At 42.1% G+C, this 17636-nt stretch carries 17 protein-coding genes; 3 read left to right on the top strand and 14 right to left on the bottom strand.

The window, feature by feature from the left end; genetic code table 11:
- Positions 1-7: 7 nt before the first annotated feature.
- Positions 8-1096 carry an ABC transporter ATP-binding protein gene (locus tag FCL46_RS17290; RefSeq protein ID WP_136809971.1) on the bottom strand — a complete coding sequence of 363 codons (1089 nt, stop codon included), beginning with the start codon at positions 1094-1096 and terminating at the stop codon, positions 8-10.
- 28 nt (positions 1097-1124) lie between these two features.
- Positions 1125-2627 (bottom strand): glycerol-3-phosphate dehydrogenase, encoded by a 1503-nt coding sequence (glpD, locus tag FCL46_RS17285; protein WP_136809970.1) that lies wholly within the window; start codon positions 2625-2627, stop codon positions 1125-1127.
- 927 nt (positions 2628-3554) lie between these two features.
- On the opposite strand from glpD, the gene FCL46_RS17280 reads away from it, so the two are divergent.
- Together FCL46_RS17280 and tpiA are read left to right on the top strand one after the other, a co-directional pair.
- The gene (locus FCL46_RS17280; protein WP_136809969.1) at positions 3555-4751 is read left to right on the top strand and encodes a phosphoglycerate kinase; all 1197 of its coding nucleotides are present in this window, start codon (positions 3555-3557) and stop codon (positions 4749-4751) included.
- A gap of 64 nt (positions 4752-4815) precedes the next feature.
- Complete coding sequence (gene tpiA, locus FCL46_RS17275; protein WP_136809968.1) at positions 4816-5562, top strand: triose-phosphate isomerase; 747 nt, start codon at positions 4816-4818, stop codon at positions 5560-5562.
- A 237-nt stretch (positions 5563-5799) separates the two neighbouring features.
- On the opposite strand, the gene FCL46_RS17270 is transcribed toward tpiA, so the two are convergent.
- The 7 genes from FCL46_RS17270 to FCL46_RS17240 form a co-directional block, all read right to left on the bottom strand.
- On the bottom strand, positions 5800-6237 hold the full coding sequence (locus tag FCL46_RS17270; protein WP_136809967.1) for a hypothetical protein: 438 nt from the start codon (positions 6235-6237) through the stop codon (positions 5800-5802).
- A gap of 313 nt (positions 6238-6550) precedes the next feature.
- Positions 6551-6937 (bottom strand): hypothetical protein, encoded by a 387-nt coding sequence (locus FCL46_RS17265; RefSeq protein ID WP_136809966.1) that lies wholly within the window; start codon positions 6935-6937, stop codon positions 6551-6553.
- Positions 6938-7213: 276 nt separating this feature from the next.
- Entirely contained in the window at positions 7214-7777 is a 564-nt protein-coding gene (locus FCL46_RS17260; RefSeq protein ID WP_136809965.1) for a GNAT family N-acetyltransferase, read from the bottom strand.
- A 639-nt stretch (positions 7778-8416) separates the two neighbouring features.
- Complete coding sequence (locus FCL46_RS17255; RefSeq protein WP_136809964.1) at positions 8417-9130, bottom strand: DUF6639 family protein; 714 nt, start codon at positions 9128-9130, stop codon at positions 8417-8419.
- A 120-nt stretch (positions 9131-9250) separates the two neighbouring features.
- Entirely contained in the window at positions 9251-9637 is a 387-nt protein-coding gene (locus tag FCL46_RS17250) for a hypothetical protein (RefSeq protein ID WP_136809963.1), read from the bottom strand.
- 100 nt (positions 9638-9737) lie between these two features.
- Entirely contained in the window at positions 9738-10523 is a 786-nt protein-coding gene (locus tag FCL46_RS17245; protein ID WP_136809962.1) for a hypothetical protein, read from the bottom strand.
- Between the two features lie 106 nt (positions 10524-10629).
- Complete coding sequence (locus FCL46_RS17240) at positions 10630-11361, bottom strand: DUF2971 domain-containing protein (RefSeq protein ID WP_167506045.1); 732 nt, start codon at positions 11359-11361, stop codon at positions 10630-10632.
- 316 nt (positions 11362-11677) lie between these two features.
- Here FCL46_RS17240 and FCL46_RS17235 point away from each other — a divergent pair, with 316 nt between their 5' ends.
- On the top strand, positions 11678-13060 hold the full coding sequence (locus FCL46_RS17235; protein ID WP_217909460.1) for an integron integrase: 1383 nt from the start codon (positions 11678-11680) through the stop codon (positions 13058-13060).
- Between the two features lie 151 nt (positions 13061-13211).
- On the opposite strand, the gene FCL46_RS17230 is transcribed toward FCL46_RS17235, so the two are convergent.
- From FCL46_RS17230 to FCL46_RS17210, 5 genes are all read right to left on the bottom strand, one after another.
- Positions 13212-13769, bottom strand: a complete 558-nt coding sequence (locus FCL46_RS17230) for a GNAT family N-acetyltransferase (protein WP_136809960.1) — start codon at positions 13767-13769, stop codon at positions 13212-13214.
- A gap of 148 nt (positions 13770-13917) precedes the next feature.
- Positions 13918-14244 (bottom strand): hypothetical protein, encoded by a 327-nt coding sequence (locus FCL46_RS17225; protein ID WP_136809959.1) that lies wholly within the window; start codon positions 14242-14244, stop codon positions 13918-13920.
- Between the two features lie 94 nt (positions 14245-14338).
- Positions 14339-14836 (bottom strand): NUDIX hydrolase, encoded by a 498-nt coding sequence (locus FCL46_RS17220; RefSeq protein WP_136809958.1) that lies wholly within the window; start codon positions 14834-14836, stop codon positions 14339-14341.
- 134 nt (positions 14837-14970) lie between these two features.
- On the bottom strand, positions 14971-16113 hold the full coding sequence (locus tag FCL46_RS17215; protein ID WP_136809957.1) for a hypothetical protein: 1143 nt from the start codon (positions 16111-16113) through the stop codon (positions 14971-14973).
- An 11-nt stretch (positions 16114-16124) separates the two neighbouring features.
- Positions 16125-17525, bottom strand: coding sequence for a TIGR01777 family oxidoreductase (locus tag FCL46_RS17210; RefSeq protein ID WP_136809956.1), 1401 nt, complete (start codon positions 17523-17525; stop codon positions 16125-16127).
- Positions 17526-17636: the final 111 nt, after the last annotated feature.

The following is a 17636-nucleotide window of genomic DNA, read 5'->3' as shown; positions in this document are numbered from 1 at the left end:
TCTCCTTCTAAGCCGCCGAAATGGACTCTGGTGTTACTACCAGATCCTGATTTCTGTCGAATACATAAAATTTGGATGGGTCCAGGTACATCTCGATGGTTGTATCGATATCGATATTATGGATACCATGGGCGAGACTGCACCAACGCAAACCGGCCAGATCAACATGAACGTAACTCTCGGAACCTGTAATTTCGGTGACGGCAACTTTAGCTTTAACAGCAATATTACTATCTGACTGCCGCTTGAGGTACAGATCGTTCGGCCTGAAGGCGATTGTGTAGTCGTCATCCGGTAGATCTGGCAGTTTGCCAACAAGCGGAACATCGACATGACTCTTAAACAGCATGGTGTTGTTCAGCTTAGTTACCGGCAGCAGGTTGAGCGGTGGATCAGAAAACGTTTGAGCGGATATAAGGTTATTCGGCTTTTTGAAGACATCAATTGTTGAACCAAACTGCGTAAGCATTCCTTCGTGAAGCGGGGCTGTATAGCCACCCAAAAGAAGTGCTTCAGAAGGCTCTGTGGTGGCGTAGACAAAAATAGCACCGGTTTGGGCAAAGATTCTCGGGAATTCCTCGCGCAGTTCTTCACGCAACTTGTAATCAAGGTTGGCAAGTGGTTCATCAAGCAGCACCAGATCTGCGCCTTTAGCCAGTGCGCGGGCAAGAGCTGTACGCTGTTGCTGTCCACCAGAGAGCTCTTGAGGGCTGCGTTTTAACATCGGTGTCAATTTGAGAATTTCAGCAAACTCCATTACTTTCTCTTTAATGACACTCTCCGGCTCTTTTGCTATGCGCAAAGGGGAGGCGATGTTTTCGTATACAGTAAGGTTCGGATAATTGATGAATTGCTGATAGACCATTGCCACGTTTCGCTTCTGCACGGGAATGCCGACAACATCTTTTCCATCTACGAGAATACGACCTGATGTCGGTTTGTCGAGCCCGGCCATCAGACGCATCAACGAGGTTTTCCCCGAGAGCGTTGGTCCGAGAAGAATGTTGAGACTTCCTGCTTCCAAGGTCAGGTTTATATCCCGAATATGAAATTCGTTTCCGACCTTTTTGCAGACGTTTTGTAACTCAAGCTGCATCTTATCTCCTTTCTATGTGTGTGGAGGTTTACTGGCTGTTTATTTTCATCCAATTACGCAGGGATTCAACCTCCCGGGAGCTGAGCACAAGGCCCGTGTTTGTACGACGCCAGAGGACATCTTCAGCTGTTTGCGCCCACTCGTGTCGGATTAAATACTTTACTTCGAACTCATAGAGATTTGAGCCGAAGCACTCACCCATATCACTGGGTTCTTTAAGGTCGTTTATCATGTCGCGAGCCCTGGTGCCGTATGTCCGCATCAGGCGGGTCGCGTGTTCTTTGGTGAGAAAGGGGCAGGTGGTTCCGAGCTTGGTTACTTCCCGGTCAAAATCGGCAGGATCAAAGTCACCACCGGGCATTACTGCGGCTGAAGTCCATGGTTGGCCCATGGTCGGTAGAAACGGGTTGAGCTTAGCCAGCACAGATTCTGCGAGTTTACGGTAGGTTGTTATTTTTCCGCCATAAATTGATAGCAGTGGTGTCGTGTTGTTATCTGTATCAAGTTTTAATACGTAGTCTCGTGTTGCGGCCTTGGCTTCACTTTTTCCGTCATCAAATAACGGACGGATTCCGGAGTAGCTGCTGACAACATCCTGGGGGCCAATCTGTTTGGTGAAATATTCGCTTGCCGCTTTGCAGAGATAGTCGATTTCTTCCTGAGTGATATTAACCTCGGAAGGATCGCCGCTGAAGTCAACATCAGTTGTGCCGATCAGAGTGAAGTCGTTTTCGTAAGGGATGGAGAATATTATCCGTCCATCTGCATTTTGAAAGATGTAGGCACGTTTGTGATTGAAGAGTTTGTTGACAATAATATGGCTGCCTTTAACCATTCTGACGCTTTCAGGAGATGCAGAGTGGTCAATATTAGCAAGGGTGGTGTCCATCCAGGGGCCGGCGGCGTTAACCAGTGCTTTGGACTGGATCTCGCGTTTTTCGCCGGTGTTGCTGTCGGTAATGGTAAGGTTCCACAAATTATCTTTGCGGCGGGCGGAGGTGCAGTTTGCCCGGGTCTGAATTTCGGCACCTTTAGCTGCCGCATCCATCGCGTTCAGCACTACTAGCCTGCTGTCGATTACCCAGCAGTCAGAGTATTCGAAACCTTTGGTATAGCCACCTTTAAGTGGGGTGCCGGCTTCGTCAGTGGTGAGGTCGACTGTGGATGTTGGAGGAAGCAGTTTTCTGCCGCCGAGATGGTCGTAGAGAAACAGGCCCAGACGAATGAGCCAGGCAGGGCGTAGACCTTTATGATGTGGAAGGATAAATCTGAGCGGCCAGATAATATGTGGTGCGCTGTTCAGCAGCACTTCGCGTTCGGTTAATGCTTCTCTGACTAAGCGAAATTCGTAATATTCAAGGTAGCGGAGGCCACCGTGGATAAGTTTAGTGGAAGTGGAAGAGGTGCCGCTGGCAAGATCATTCTGTTCGCAGAGGAATACGGAAAGGCCACGGCCGGCGGCGTCACGGGCAATACCTGCACCGTTAATACCACCACCAATAATTGCCAAATCATATACTAAGTCTTTCATGTGCAATCTCCAAAATGGGTTGGTTCAAAAAATGAACCACTAGGTTTCGGATGGCTAGCTTTTGAGTTTCATTTAAAAGCTAAAAATACGATAAACGAAAGATTTACGGAGCACAAGCGAAAATGTTCATTTGGTAAAAAACACGGTTTCTATGGGTTGTGCTCTGGAAAACCATTGAATACCAAGATGATGAATGCATTATGAACGCGTGGTTGCAGAGAGGTTAGAGGGCTGCTTACGTGCTAAAAAGGGAAGAAAAACTGGGGCATGCAGCTTGAGGAGGTGAAATATGTAAAAAGTTTGGGGGTATGTTCGATATGCACGACAAGTCATTTCAAACGAAATATTTTTTTGTTTCGCTTGAACTTTGCTGGTGATGGCTCTATGCTGATTGCGTCGATAGTTTTCCATGATCTACTCGTTAAAAATGCAATTGAAACCCGAATGCATGTTTCCCATCAATGTATTCATTAGTGTGTAATTGTCACTCAGGGATACCGAGTAGGGGGTAACTGAGTTCGCGTCCCGAATCTTGGTGGTCAGTATCAATCTTCATACTCAAGGCCATGGGCTATGTTAGCAACTCACAACTGAATCAATTGGCAGCAGGTGTCTCGCATATTTGCCGAATTAAGTGATACATTGGTGTAGGAAGGTTTTGAAACCGGGTTTCGGTGCATTGTGCTTGATGGTGTCCATCAAAATTCGGCATTTTCCTTGAGATCAAGGAAGGTTGCAAATTTTACCACAGCCATATATATGATATCTGGGAGTCGTATTCTTCGCTTACCGGGATGTGAAGTTTTCAGCTTAACGCCGGGATCTGGTAAAAAAAGCCGTTTTCTAACGGGAACAATAGCGTTTTCATCCCGAAACTGAGCATGTTGATTGTATCGACCAAACCACAGACAATGTTGGAGGAATAGCATGACGTATGACAAAAAGACGATTGAAGATATTCAGGTAGCAGGCAGGAAGGTTCTGGTTCGGTGTGATTTCAATGTGCCGATGAAGGACTTTGTAATCACAGATGAAAATCGATTGGTAGGGGCACTGCCGACAATCACCTATCTTGTAAAGAATGGAGCTAAAGTTATTTTATGCTCGCATCTGGGAAAACCAAAAGGGCAGCCTAAGCCGGAACTTTCTTTAGAGCCTGTTGCTAAGCGGCTATCTGAATTGTTGAAAAAAACGGTTCTTTTTGCAGCAGACGATAATGTCGTAGGAAATACTGCCAGAAAAGCTGTTGAGGCAATGGCTGATGGCGACGTCATCCTTTTGCAGAACGTTCGCTACCGTGAAGAAGAAACCCAAAACGGAGACGTGTTTTCTAAAGAGTTAGCATCACTTGCCGAGATCTTCGTGAATGATGCGTTTGGTACCGCTCACCGCGCTCATTCTTCAACAGTTGGTGTAACGCAGTTTGTTGAGACCAGCGTTTGCGGATATCTCATAGAAAAAGAGCTTCGATATCTTGGTGAAGCTGTTGCAAACCCAAAGAGACCAATGGTGGCCATTCTGGGCGGTGCGAAGATTTCAGATAAAATACAGGTGATTAATAACCTGCTCGATAAGGTTGACGGCCTGGTTATTGGCGGCGGTATGGCCTATACCTTCATGAAAGCCCAAGGCTATGAGATCGGTACCTCGTTACTGGAAGAAGAAAAGATCGATTATGCTCTTGAGATGATCAACAAGGCAAAAGAGAAGGGGGTCAAGCTTCTTCTTCCGGTTGATAATGTGTGTGGAAAGACGTTTGCTGCTGATACGGAATGTGTTGTCACAGAAAATCAGAACATCAGTGCCGGCTTCATGGGCTTGGATATCGGGCCAAAATCTATTCAACTTTTCAAAAGCGAACTTGAGCAGGCAAAAACAGTTGTCTGGAACGGGCCGATGGGTGTGTTCGAATTTGATAATTTTGCCAAAGGTACACTGGCAATAGCTGAAACCCTGGCTGCGCTCGACGCTACAACAATTATTGGTGGTGGCGATAGTGCTGCGGCTGTTAACCAACTTGGATTCGGCGATAAGATGTCGCACATATCAACTGGAGGCGGTGCTTCTCTCGAATTTCTTGAAGGTAAAGTGCTCCCAGGAATTGATGCATGTGACGACAAATGACCCGCAACGTCATATCTTGAAATGATGTGTTTGGTGTAATCTCAAGACAATAAGAGAGGAAAATATGAGAAAGCCTATTATTGCAGGAAACTGGAAAATGACCATGAGCATTGCCGAAGCGAAAGATTTCGTAGCGGCAATAAAAGACAAGGTCTCAGGGAAGGATGTTGAAGCAGTTATTTGCGCACCATTCACCATGCTTAAAGATTTGAAAGAGGCCACCGCAGGTACCGCAATTAAGGTGGGAGCCCAAAATATGCATTATGAAGAGAGCGGTGCATATACCGGAGAAATCTCCCCGCTGATGCTGAAAGAACTCGCTATTGATTATGTGATTATTGGCCATTCTGAGCGGAGACAATATTTTAACGAAACAGATGATAGCGTGAACAAAAAGGTGCTTAAAGCTCTTGAGCACGCAATCCTGCCTATCCTGTGTTGCGGCGAAACTCTTGAGCAGAGAGAAGCTGACGAAACCAAAGCAGTGGTAAAAGTTCAGATCGAAAAAGGCCTTGCCGGTGTTGATAAAAAGGCACTCGCAGATGTCGTTATTGCCTACGAACCGATCTGGGCTATTGGTACCGGTAAAACCGCAACCAGCCAGCAGGCAAACGAAGTTATCGCCTATATTCGTGAAGTTGTTGCTGCAATGTTTGATGGTGATGTTGCTGCAAAGGTTCGTATTCAATACGGTGGTAGTGTAAAGCCTGCTAATGTTGCAGAGATTATGAACGAGTCAGATATCGATGGCGCACTGGTTGGTGGTGCCAGCCTTCAACCAGACAGCTATTTGGGATTAGTGAATTTCTAAAAGCTATTTTTTTCATATTTTTATCTGATTACCCCTGAAACTCCGCTAGCCTGGCATAGAGGAAGACAGCAAGAGGAGTTTTTATGCTGTCATGATCCGTTATCATTTGTGGGTCAATCTCTAATGAATCGTTAGACCTTCACTTACTATAAATTCCGTAATGGAATTTATAGTAAGTGTCGTTTTCGCCTCACGCTTTCCATTTCGAAGCTGATACTTAGTGTTAATCAGATATTTTTATTTTGGCCAAAGAATTGTATTTCCAGCCTCATCGAATGGGACAAAAAGTGTGAAATTTTTAACTACACCATCCATTACCCAGAAAGAAATTTCTTTTTCAAGATATTCATAATTATTACCGGATTCGCCAAGGTCTTCGTCTAGATATACTTGTGGGAAGTGTTTCACTAATTCTTCTTCATTTTTTCCGATAATACAGATTCCATCAAGCTCAGCATTTTTAGAATGGAATGTGATTCTGGAAAGTCTAAATTTTTCATCGGAATCAAAGTTTAACTCAATATTTAACTTTTCATAGATCCAGCTGTCTGTGGAAGACCCATCAGGGAAGTCTACTTTTTCAGTAGTGCTAGCCTTGCCCAATATTTCCTTAACTTTCTCTCTTGTGAAACCAAATTTAATATTGTCGAATCCAACGAGAGGTTTGATGTTCATGATATTTTACCTGGTTGATGCTGAATATGTTAGCTTTACGGCTCCATGATATATGGAGTGTTCATGTAGATTATGTGAAAAACTATAACCAGCGATATAGCTGAGACAATATCTGATGAGTAGTATGTCAGTTAATCCATGTATGCAATTAAAATATACACAATATAATCTGAAGCAATATGCACCTGGTTTGTGTCACTGTGTATCCTGAAAGTTGGCGAAGTGGCTATGCTGACTTTTATGATATATATCAATGTGATAGTGGGTGAAATTCAGCAAGTAAATGTTTGCTCAGTTGTTATATTGTTTAAGTCTAATTAATGTTAACACTACATTGAAGTGATTCATCATGCAAATAAACACCGTCACCATCATCGAATGAAAACTTGATTACAGTTGTATCACCATTCTTGAATTCCAATACTTGCTTAGGGAACTCAATATCAATAGAAGTAACATAATCCCAATGATACTCTGCTCTTAATGTATTATGTTTTGTAAATGTGCTTCCGAGAGGAATGTCTGGTATCATTTCAGCAATGCCAAAAATATTAATATTTGAGAAGCTCACACTGTTAATTGAAGGAGTTAGCGTAAATATCAACTCCGGGCAAGTAAAAGTTACCTTATGCAGTTCATCACTGTTTACATTAGAACTTAAAGATGTTGTCAAAATAAAAAGTAAGAAGAGTTTTTTCATAATATGATTTTAAAATTTTTACGTAAATGTTCCTCAACTACAGAAATCCCTTAATTTTGCATGTATTAACTATTGCTCATTAGTGGACATTTTGCGAATATCAGTGATCCATCCTGATGGTCTTTACAATGCAATGAGGATTTATTGAGGATCTATATCTTGCCTGAGGTAATGGATGCTGAATTCAAGTAAACGTATGTTTTTGGTGTAATTTAATCATAAACCCCGCAGCGAGTTCGTGTTGACCGCTTGGGTAAATTAAATTTTAATAGTATTTTACTTGCACCATTCTTGTGGCCAATGCTCCAGCCTCCTTTCAAAATAAAGCTCCAATCCATCCTCGTCATCAACATGTGAACCAACCTCTTTGAAACCCATCGAACGGGCCATCGCCAATGACGCTACATTATCTGGTGCGATTGAGAGTATGAAGCATTGTTGCTTATGGTTCTCAAATGCCCATTTCATCAATGTAAACACAGCCTCCTTCGCATACCCGTGTTTGCGGAAACGTTCAGTTACCGAATAACCAAGTTCTACTCCATCTGCAGCAATAAGCTGTAGGTCTTCAGGTCCAGGATCTGAATGGAAACCTACATGTCCGCACATCGTTTTTGATTGCTTGATAACAATTGCCCGAGTTAACCAAGGGAGTACCTTGGAGTCGACTTGAAGCTGCTCCAATCTCATTCTAAGCAATGACTTGCTAAGCAGGAGATCGTCCGGAACATGAAACCCACCAATTTGTTCGGCTTTAGTATGATCACCATCTAACAAGGCTTCAAGTAATGCTGGTTTCATCGAAACCAATTCCAGACGATTTGATCTCAGAATATTCAAATTTCTTCATCTCCTTTTTCTGTAATAACCCATAAACCCAGCGGTAAGCTTCAGCGAGTCAGTGTTGATATATTTGTTATCGTAAATATCTATTTAATTATACGTTTTTCCATGAAATGAATTTAAGCAAGATATGCACCACTTTTCATTGTTGAAACCTTTGGGAGCATCTAAAGCTTGATGACCTTTAATCGTTTTACTGCACCTGGCACAAAAAGTGCCATAATCACCGGCATCGAAGCAATCAGCAGCTCGCTCATACCTTCGTTGGGCGAATATGCCTTGAATGAGAATATTCAACGCCTTTATTATCTTTGAAAGCATAGATTTATATTTTGAATTTAATGTTATGTGACTAGCCTAATTACATTAGGTCATGCATGTAATTGTAGACAAGTAATAAATTTCATTAACCGGAAAACTTGATATGTAATTGAGTACACCGTGTATATATACTTTATTATATCTTAGATATAGATCAGTAAATTTTAAATCGATAACGTGGCGTTCTAAGGCCCGCACTGTTTGCGGGTCCAGTGGAACAGTTGGTTATCGAAATTTTTTTGTTGTTTTTATAGAAAAAAAGATAGATCTTGATTCACCGTCTACAGCGCATTCTTCTTTTTTGCAGCAGGAAAATCAGGGTACTGATATATATAACCATTTGTGATTCAATAGAATCTGGATAAACGATTGTGGATTAGTCATCTGAGTCAGATGGAGATATGATTTCACTGCAAAAGCTGTAGGATTGAACCCCATGTAAGTAACGCTTATTTCATCTCCAGGCTCCCAATGGCCTGTATTTTCAGAATTAATGATATATTCTCGTCTTTGTGCCGATAAAACACCGAGCTGGGTGGCATGAGCAAGATATTCTTGCGCTGCATTGTTCCATTTCTCCTCTATGTTTATTGAGTTGTGGTGGAAGATTGCATGAGTGATTTCATGAGCTAAAGCTCCAATATAGTGTTCCTCGTCAAATGGCATATTATACATTTTTGGAGATGTACTGCTTTGTAATAATGCTGGTAATGACATCATTAGAATACGGTCACTTTGCCGGTCATAACTTCCAAATGCATCATAACCATCTTGATTGATGACCTCTTCTGTAATTTCTATATATATTGCTCTTGTGGGCTTCAACTCATATTTCCCAAGAAATCTTATAGCCTGGTCAGCTCCATTGCAAACATGATCGACCATTTTGTCATTTGGTGCAGATATTAAAACTCCCGGTGTCACCTCACAACTATACTGAATTGCGACAGCTGGAGACACAAAATATGCAGGGACTATAATGAGAGAGAGTAGAGATATTATGGAAAGCTTAAGGTGATTTTTCTTCATATGCTCATGTCCATTTCTTCTAAATCGAAACGTCAAGATCACTGGCGAGCTTCAGAGAGTACAGCAGGACGCAGTGAAGCGATGATGGACGCTTTGTTGTGCAAAGTATTACATTTGATTTTATTCGATCAATTCATCGGTAAAACGATCGCGCCCGTCCCAAAAAGGACATTGAGGACAGCTTTCACCTTCGGGGTAATCGATGCCTGCCTCATGGGGACAACCAAGAATTTTATTACCCATTACTACAGAGCGAACTTTGTTTTTTGTGATGTAATTATTAATGGCATTTAGAATTTTTATGTCAGTTCGTATTTCGTTATTTGAAAACCACTTTTCCATTTGAACTGGATTTTTTTGATTTTCATTTTCAAATACTCCAACTACTACCTTTGTTGCTTTTTTGTTATCTGGTCCATAGAATGCAATAGTTGCAATTGGATAGCCTCGAAAACCGGCTTTGATTTTTTTCGCCAAAGGACTTTTGAATTGTATTATCTTTGCCATATTATCTTTGCACAATTGTCTATGGTTAACGTTTTGATAACCGGCCCGCGCGCTGTTTGCGGGTCCGTGTTTATTAGCTGGTTATGCCAATTTATATTTTTTATTGTTTTCCACGGGCTATTTTATGATGCTCTTTCTTAATTTCAGGTTCAAAAATATCTAGAAAAATCTTTGAGTAATATGCGGCTTCAGTACAGAATGATTCAAGACAATCTACTTGCAATACTTTTATGCAAGTTGCTGGTTCTTTGTCTAGGTGGTTATGATAAAAAAGATAGCTTTCAGATATTTCTTCCACAATAACTTCATTAGTTTCAGACAAGTAACACTCAAACAATGGACAATCGACCACAATTACCGGAAAGGTGACGTTAAAAACTCTTGAAGATGATGATAGTTCATTTTTTCTACCAACCGCTGCTTTTATCGCAGACATTGATGCTTTATATGCAGTGTCTTGTCCGTTTGTAAATGCAACAGTAGCTCCATAAGCTATACGGCCAGATTTTTTAAATAATGCTGACTTGAATAGATTCTCGGATTTATCTTGAACAAGAACGTCTCTAGCTTTTTCCGAGGTAATACCTAACGCAAAAAGTCTATTGTAACCGGAGATTGTGTTGTCAGAGGTGAAGAGTATCCATGGTTTTTTACTTATTTTACATTCAATCAAAAATGAAACTTCTGCGTAACCAAGGAAATCAGAACTAGTAGCAAGGATGTCAATTTCTCGATGTTCCTTAGTTTGAAAATCTTCATAATAGTGAGATTGCCTAACTTCAAAATTATGATTTTGAAATTCTTTGGAGACTACCATTTCCAATGAATATCCTTGGCTAGATAACCATTCTTGAACCTTGTTTTTGACTGACGTCTCTTTTGACATATTATTTTAGACTACAACTCTCGATATTTTATTCTGTTGCATAACGTTGTGATAACCGGCCCGCGCGCTGTTTGCGGGTCCGCGTTTATTGGCTTGATATGCAAATCTATATTTTTTTAAATTTTAGGAATAGATTTTTATTACACTTATAGGGTTGATATAGATCTATTTGATGTGATGCCATTTCTACCATACCTTTGACTTTTTGTAAGACTGTGTCATCTGACTTAATGCCCAAATATATTGCATCTACCAATTCACTATTAAAATTTTGGATTCCGGTTGCATCATCAGCCTTTAAATGGCTGGGCACATTGAATACTCTATATTCATTTTCATAACTCCAGCAACGAGCTTTTCTGCCTAATTTTTCTAAAATTCCGTAATTGTCATTAAATACTGACTCATCTTTAAATATTATCTCGTCACCATAATCTACTTTAACTACTCGACCTTCAGTGCCTATTGAATAAAATGGATCAGGTACACACTTAAATCTTAGAGCAACACCTCGATGGGCATCTGCATAATGTGACCACATTAACGTATTTCTAACTTGGCTACTAAAACAGATTATTCCACATCGGCTCAAAATATTATAACCAACCTGTTTCTTTTGGTCATCTTGTCCTGAATTTAACATTACACCATCAAATTCAAATGGATCATTAAATGATGCTGCTTCAGAGTAAAATATTTTATTATCTACAACTATCTCTTTTAAAGCATCGAAACCATTCTTTTGCCTTGATTTACCGCCATTCTCGACAACTGATACTTCAAACTTAATATCTAGAGGTAAAAATTTGTATATATTTTCTGGCAGGATGATGTTCATATTTTTAGTGCATATCGTGTAATATACGACTAGTCGCATTTTGGGGGAAATAGACCGAATTTCCTGTTTTGATTCTTGGTTCTAGTCAGAGAAAATTCTTTCACAAATCTGCTTTTTATCTCTCTGTTCACTTGTATGTCATAGAAATGTTAGGACATTTCGTTATACTATCTTAAGCAATTCATTAATGCAAGGTGAATGCTCTGGATTGTGAAGAGGTCGGAATAACTGAAATAGACCTTGATATACAACCCGTCGTATAACTTGCAAATCTGATATTTTTCTTACAGTTATGTGCGTTTTTGGGCAATTTATAGTGACTGTTGAGGTCGGGATATCTGCAATAGCCCATGATATACGACTAGTCGGAATAAGTCGTGATATCGGTGAGAATAGAATAAAAATGAAAGATAACAAAGAGTTTTACGACACACATTTCGGGGAGTTTTTGTTGAAAAGTCCCATTGTGCCGCCAGGTAAGGAAAAATTTATTGTGACTTGGGTTCGAAAGTTTTTCAATGCACGGGGGGATTGGCAAAATCTTTCATGGCCTGAACAGCTTCCTGTATTCATTAAACTGCTTGATGATTCGGGATTCGAAGATTGGCAGTTACGGCAGGCCGATCAGGCTGTCCGTTTATATTTTGTGAATTTTCTTAAATCTCGTGGTCTAGGTGGAGAGACTGTAAATACATCTGTAAACAAAGAAGCTTCTACTATCTCCATGGAAGATGCATTGTGTATGATTCGGGAGAATATACGCCTTAAGCATTATGCTCGTAGTACAGAGAAAACGTATCTGAAATGGGCAGAACAATTTTTAGGGTATTGTAAAAATACTGATCCGCGTTTGAGTGATATATCTTTAATTACTCCCGCACATGCTAAAGATTTTCTCGCATACCTTGCAGTAAAACGAAGGGTGTCTGGATCAACACAGAACCAGGCCTTCAATGCACTTATAATGTTCTATCGGGTTGTTTTAAATCTTGAACTGACAGACATGAAAGATGCTGTCAGGGCGCGGTCTACAACCAGGCTACCTGTAGTCTTTTCAGTTGAAGAGGTTAAAAATATTTTGTGCCTCTTGCAAGGCTCTACCGGACTCATGCTGAAGATGATCTATGGTGGCGGGTTGCGCGTGAATGAGTGTTGTCGTCTCAGGCTTCAGGATATAGATTTTGATCAGAAACTCATCTATGTTCGTGCAGGAAAAGGGAACAAGGATCGAACGACGATACTACCAGAAATCATTATTCCCGAACTTAAGGAGAACATTGCACGTGTTATCTTGTTACACAACGAAGATCTGTCTCAAGGGTATGGTGAAACCTGGTTACCCAATGCATTGAGTCGTAAATATCCAAATGCTCCCAAAGAAAAAGCATGGCAATGGATCTTTCCTTCAACAAAGTTATCTGTAGACCCGGAATCGGGTAAAGTGCGGCGACATCATGTAATTGCTGATGTGCTTCAGAGAACTCTCAAAAGAACGCTTAAAAAGTCTGGCATCAGTAAGAATGCATCCGTTCATACTCTAAGACATTCATTTGCCACACATCTTTTGCTAAATGGTGTTGATTTGCGTCAGATACAGGAATATCTCGGCCACTCCAGAGTCGAAACTACCATGATCTACACCCATGTGGTGAAAGATATGCGGGACCCGACTACCAGTCCGCTTGATTTACTCATGTAAGCTGTCACGCCAATGTGATGCAGTGATATTTCGATAATAATCACATTGTGTTTGATATGAGCGAATATTGAAATACGGTGTATTGCTTAGAATTGTAATGAGTTTTCGGATGTGAAATACATATGTAATTGAATCAAAATTACACACTGTGTTAAGGCAGGTTGTGGTTATCCAGATACTCCTCTCGTAGTAATCCGTAAACACTGTGGTCCTGATAGCTTTCATACACCTTTGCTGTTCTGCGGATCGTACCTTCGTTTTGAAAGCCTAATTTTTCAGGAATTGCCCGGCTTTTCAGGTTGTCTACTGCGCAATGGATTTCAATCTTCTGGAGAGGCCAGTTTGTGAAGCCCAGGTCGATCACTTCCCGAACAGACTTTGTCATTATGCCTTTACCGACATACTCTTCACCCAGCCAGTATCCCAGATGGCCAATGCCATTAAGGTGATCAAGTTTATTGTAAGCAAGAACACCTGCCAGATCGTTCTTAAAGAAAATTGACAGATGCATAGCTTCTCCGTCCGCGAACCGTTTTAACTGTAATTGTATAAACGATTTTGTGTCTTCAGGTTTCTGGATTGAATCAAGCCAGGGTAGCCATGCTCTGAGGTGTCTGCGATTTCTATCGGTCAGCGCAAACATCTCTTCCGCATATTGAGGAAGAGACAAACCAATTTTTAAATCATTATCAATTTTTCTATAGAACATGTCTCTTTGTAAAAAAGTAACGGTAAGGTGACTATTGCCAGGATGTTGCCGTGCCCATGCTGACATTTCTGTGGTGCGCGTAGGGTTGTTCACTCAAAAATTGATTGATTATGTGCTGAACAACAATCGAATCGGTTCTCAGCTGAGTCTAAATGCCGAATACATCCAGAATTACTCTGGTATCGTTCATGATTCGTATTACTCTGTCTTCGATTCGTAATATTGATGTTCCTGCCTTTGGTTCCATAGGATAATGCCCGGGCTTAATTGTATACGGTTTTGCACTTTTGTAGAGATCTATATCCAGAACTTCTCCTTTGACCAATTTCTTTTGCCATCCAGGGGGTAATTCACCTGTTCGTTCATATTTTTTTTGTAGGCCGGGAGGCAGGTTCTTCTGCTTATTTTCGTTTTTAGCAAATGCTGGAAATGCCATGGCTAATACGAGTAGAAATGCTAAAAAATATTTCATCATGTCCTCTTTTCTTAAATGAAGTGTGCCCAACACGCTTTACTCAGCGAATGTGCCTGTCGGGCTGGGTGGTGATTTTATACGGTAATCCTGAAAATCAGATGAGCTTTTCCAGAATCTCAATTCCATCGGGTGTGACCGGCCCTTGCAATGTGTTGTTGAAGATATCTTCGACCGGTATAAACATCCCACTCTCAATTTCTTCCTTTTGCAGGATAAAGGGGCCTTCATGCCGGCAACGGTAAACACCGCCCCAAACTTTGTTTGTGCCATCATCGAAGTAGTGATGAAAGAGAAATTCGATCGGTATATCTTTGACTCCTAATTCTTCAAAGAGTTCCCGTCTGGCCGATTCGTCATACGTTTCTCCTGCCAAAACGACACCGCCGGCAGCAATATCCCAAAATCCCGGAAAGATGTCTTTTATCATTGTCCGTTTCTGGATGAAGAGTTCATTCGCACCATTGAAGACCAGAATATAACTTGCCCTGTGTATCAGTCCCTGCTGCCTCATGATTTTGCGAGGGACAGCATCTGTCGGGGTATTATCGCGGTCAACGATCTGAACAATTTCTTCGGCTGCTAATTGGGTCATATGAGTTTCTTTAATTTGAGGATCTACATCTCAACTGAACTAATCAATCGGTTCGATAAGGCTAACGGGCTGCTGTGTTTCCGGATGAAAATTATTGTACTGCAAAACAGTTGAACTACAAATACTGTGCGACATTACTGCTTCCACTTTAACAGCATTTCATCCTCTACTGAAACCAGGCGGTCATCTACCTGCCCCCGGTTAAAGAGGAGTTTGTGTAACAGCAGGCCATAGGAAATTACGGCAATAATAGCGATGGCTGGTACGAAAAATCCGATAGGGCAGAGGATCAGTACCGTAAGCCAGTGAAGAAAAATAACCTTCTGGGAGTGCAGCTTGATGGGGAAATCTCCATGTCTGCTAATCACTGCCAGCCCACTGAGGTTCCAGCCATAAAGTGCAGTAAACGCATGCAGCCTGAGCAGCGGCAGAGTTTCTTGTGGGTCATACCCTTCAGAAAAAGCAAAGAGGATATAGAGAATGCCGGTTATCGAGGTAAAGAGCAGAAACAATATGCCTGAAGTCAGAAAAGCCTTTTGCTGCAGCTGGATTCCCTGATGATAATACAGGTACAACACAAGGGTAATTGCCACAAAAAGAGTGGTGGCAATCATTACCTGCGGCACAAACCATTTTGCCAGAATAAAGAGGAAAAAGACGATTACCCCGAGATTAATAGTCCAGAATAACGCCTCTTTCAAATGTACAGTTACCTCCATCTCATGCTTTTTCATCAGTGAAAAAATCACCGACATACTTATCAGTGACACGGGGAATGAAAAACCAAGAAAGAAAGTATCCAGTTTGAGTTTTTCTAAGGTAAACCAATGCATGTAGACATCATTTAAAATGACAGGGCTGGAGATAAAGAGCGCAAGCGAGAGACAGAGCAACGCTGCCTGATGAAATTTACGTGCCACATCCTCTTTCGTAGAAAACAGTGCATAGGGGATGATCGATCCGAAGTGCGTGATGCGAACCTTTTCTACGATAACACCAAGAATCAATGGAATGATGAGTGTTGGCAGATACCACCCCTCAAAGGAGAACAGAGCAAAACAGATTGAGAGCAGGAAGAAGGCACGTCCTGTCCGGGTGAGGTGCTTTTTATCTTCGGTAAAGTAAATCAGCAACGTCCCGCCGCTGCACAGGTTAAACAAAAAGATATGCAGTCGTTCAAAATTAAGTACGGAAGTCGGGATTAAATGATGAAGAAAGCCGCAACCGAGGGCAATGGTCATGATAACAAGAAATGTCGTTTTTAATTGCCTGCTCACCGTGAAGGTCCTTATGTGTTAGTTTGGTTGTTCTCGAGCTTACCCAATAGTGTTTGAAGCGCTTCTGGTAGTGTGGGGTGTCTAAATGTGAAACCGGATTCTTTGAGTTTTCCTGACGATACCCGGCAGCCTGACAATAGTATTTCTGTTGCCATCTGTCCATAAAGGATCTTTAAAAACCACGCTGGAATATCTAGCGCCTGGGGCAGGGATGATGTTTTTGCCAGGGTTTGCAAAAGCTCGATATTTGTTACTGGTTCGGGTGCAGCAATATTTATCGGCCCTTCAATGGCTGGAGTGACCAGGCAGTGGAGCATCGCCGAGACCATATCATCAATGCTCATCCAGCTGATATACTGGTTGCCGATGCCGAAACGCTTGAAAAATCCTAAAGGTGTGGTGACCAGAAGCCTTTGCAGTGCTCCACCCCGTGGCGTCAAGGCCACCCCGAGCCGCATGAGCACGGTACGAATTCCGGCTTCTTTCGCGGGTGCCGCAGCGCCTTCCCAGAGTGAGCAGACCTCAGAGATGAAATCATTGCCTTCAGGGTGGTCTTCATAGATGATCTGCGGCCCGCAGTCTCCATAGTAGCCGACTGCTGAGGCGGAAAGAAAGACATCCGGCTTTTTAGGCAGGGCGGCAATGGCGGAGGCAAGGAGATGTGTACCTCTGGTTCTACTTTCGATCACACTGCGTTTTTTTGCCGGGGACCAGCGGCCAAGGCCGATATATTCACCCGCCAGATGGATTACTCCATCAAGATCGGGAAGCGAACTAAGATCGAGAATTTCATTTTGTGGATCCCACTGGATTTCGTTTTTATGAGGGTCGGCACGACGACGAACCAGTGTCCATACTTCGTGACCTCCTGTTGTAAGCAATGGCACCAGGACGCTGCCCAACACACCGCTTGCGCCCGAAATAAGAATACGAAGCGGTTTTTTGCTGCAACGGGCATGGAGTTTCAGGTCTTCAGTGAGGGTGTGCTCACGGTAAGTAAAAATACTGGTGAGCATTTTGTATACCTGTCTGGTGGCGATTGCGGGCATCAGTGATTGAAAAGGCAGGGCAAATTCAATCTCATCTTCCAGCAATGCACCTTCAGGGGTATCCGAGAATCTATGGACATGACTGAATTGTGCAAATGGCCCTTTATGTTGAACATCCTGAAACATAACACCGGGTATTTCTTCTATATGGTGTGCTTCCCATGGAAAAGAAATCGGCCCCTGTTTGAGCTTCATCAGCACTTTGCCACCGGGAGCCAGCGAACCTTTTTTCCACACAACTTCGGAGCCATCCCAGGGGGGAAGTAATCGCTCAAGTGCTCCGGGTCTGGAGTGGAAATCGTACAACTCCCTTGCTGTGCATGGGAACACGGACCTGTAGATAAATTTTTGTGTTTTGCTCAATGCGCATCCTGTCTCAGTGCACGATCAAAAAAATGGTCGCGCTGGTGAATAAATGTTTGCTAACTAGTATGAATTGCAGGTTTTTGAGAAACCATTTTTTTACGCTAAGCA

This window comes from Desulfosediminicola flagellatus (genome assembly GCF_005116655.2).
Classification (GTDB): domain Bacteria; phylum Desulfobacterota; class Desulfobulbia; order Desulfobulbales; family Desulfocapsaceae; genus Desulfopila; species Desulfopila flagellata.
This window is presented reverse-complemented; position numbering and strand designations above follow the sequence as displayed.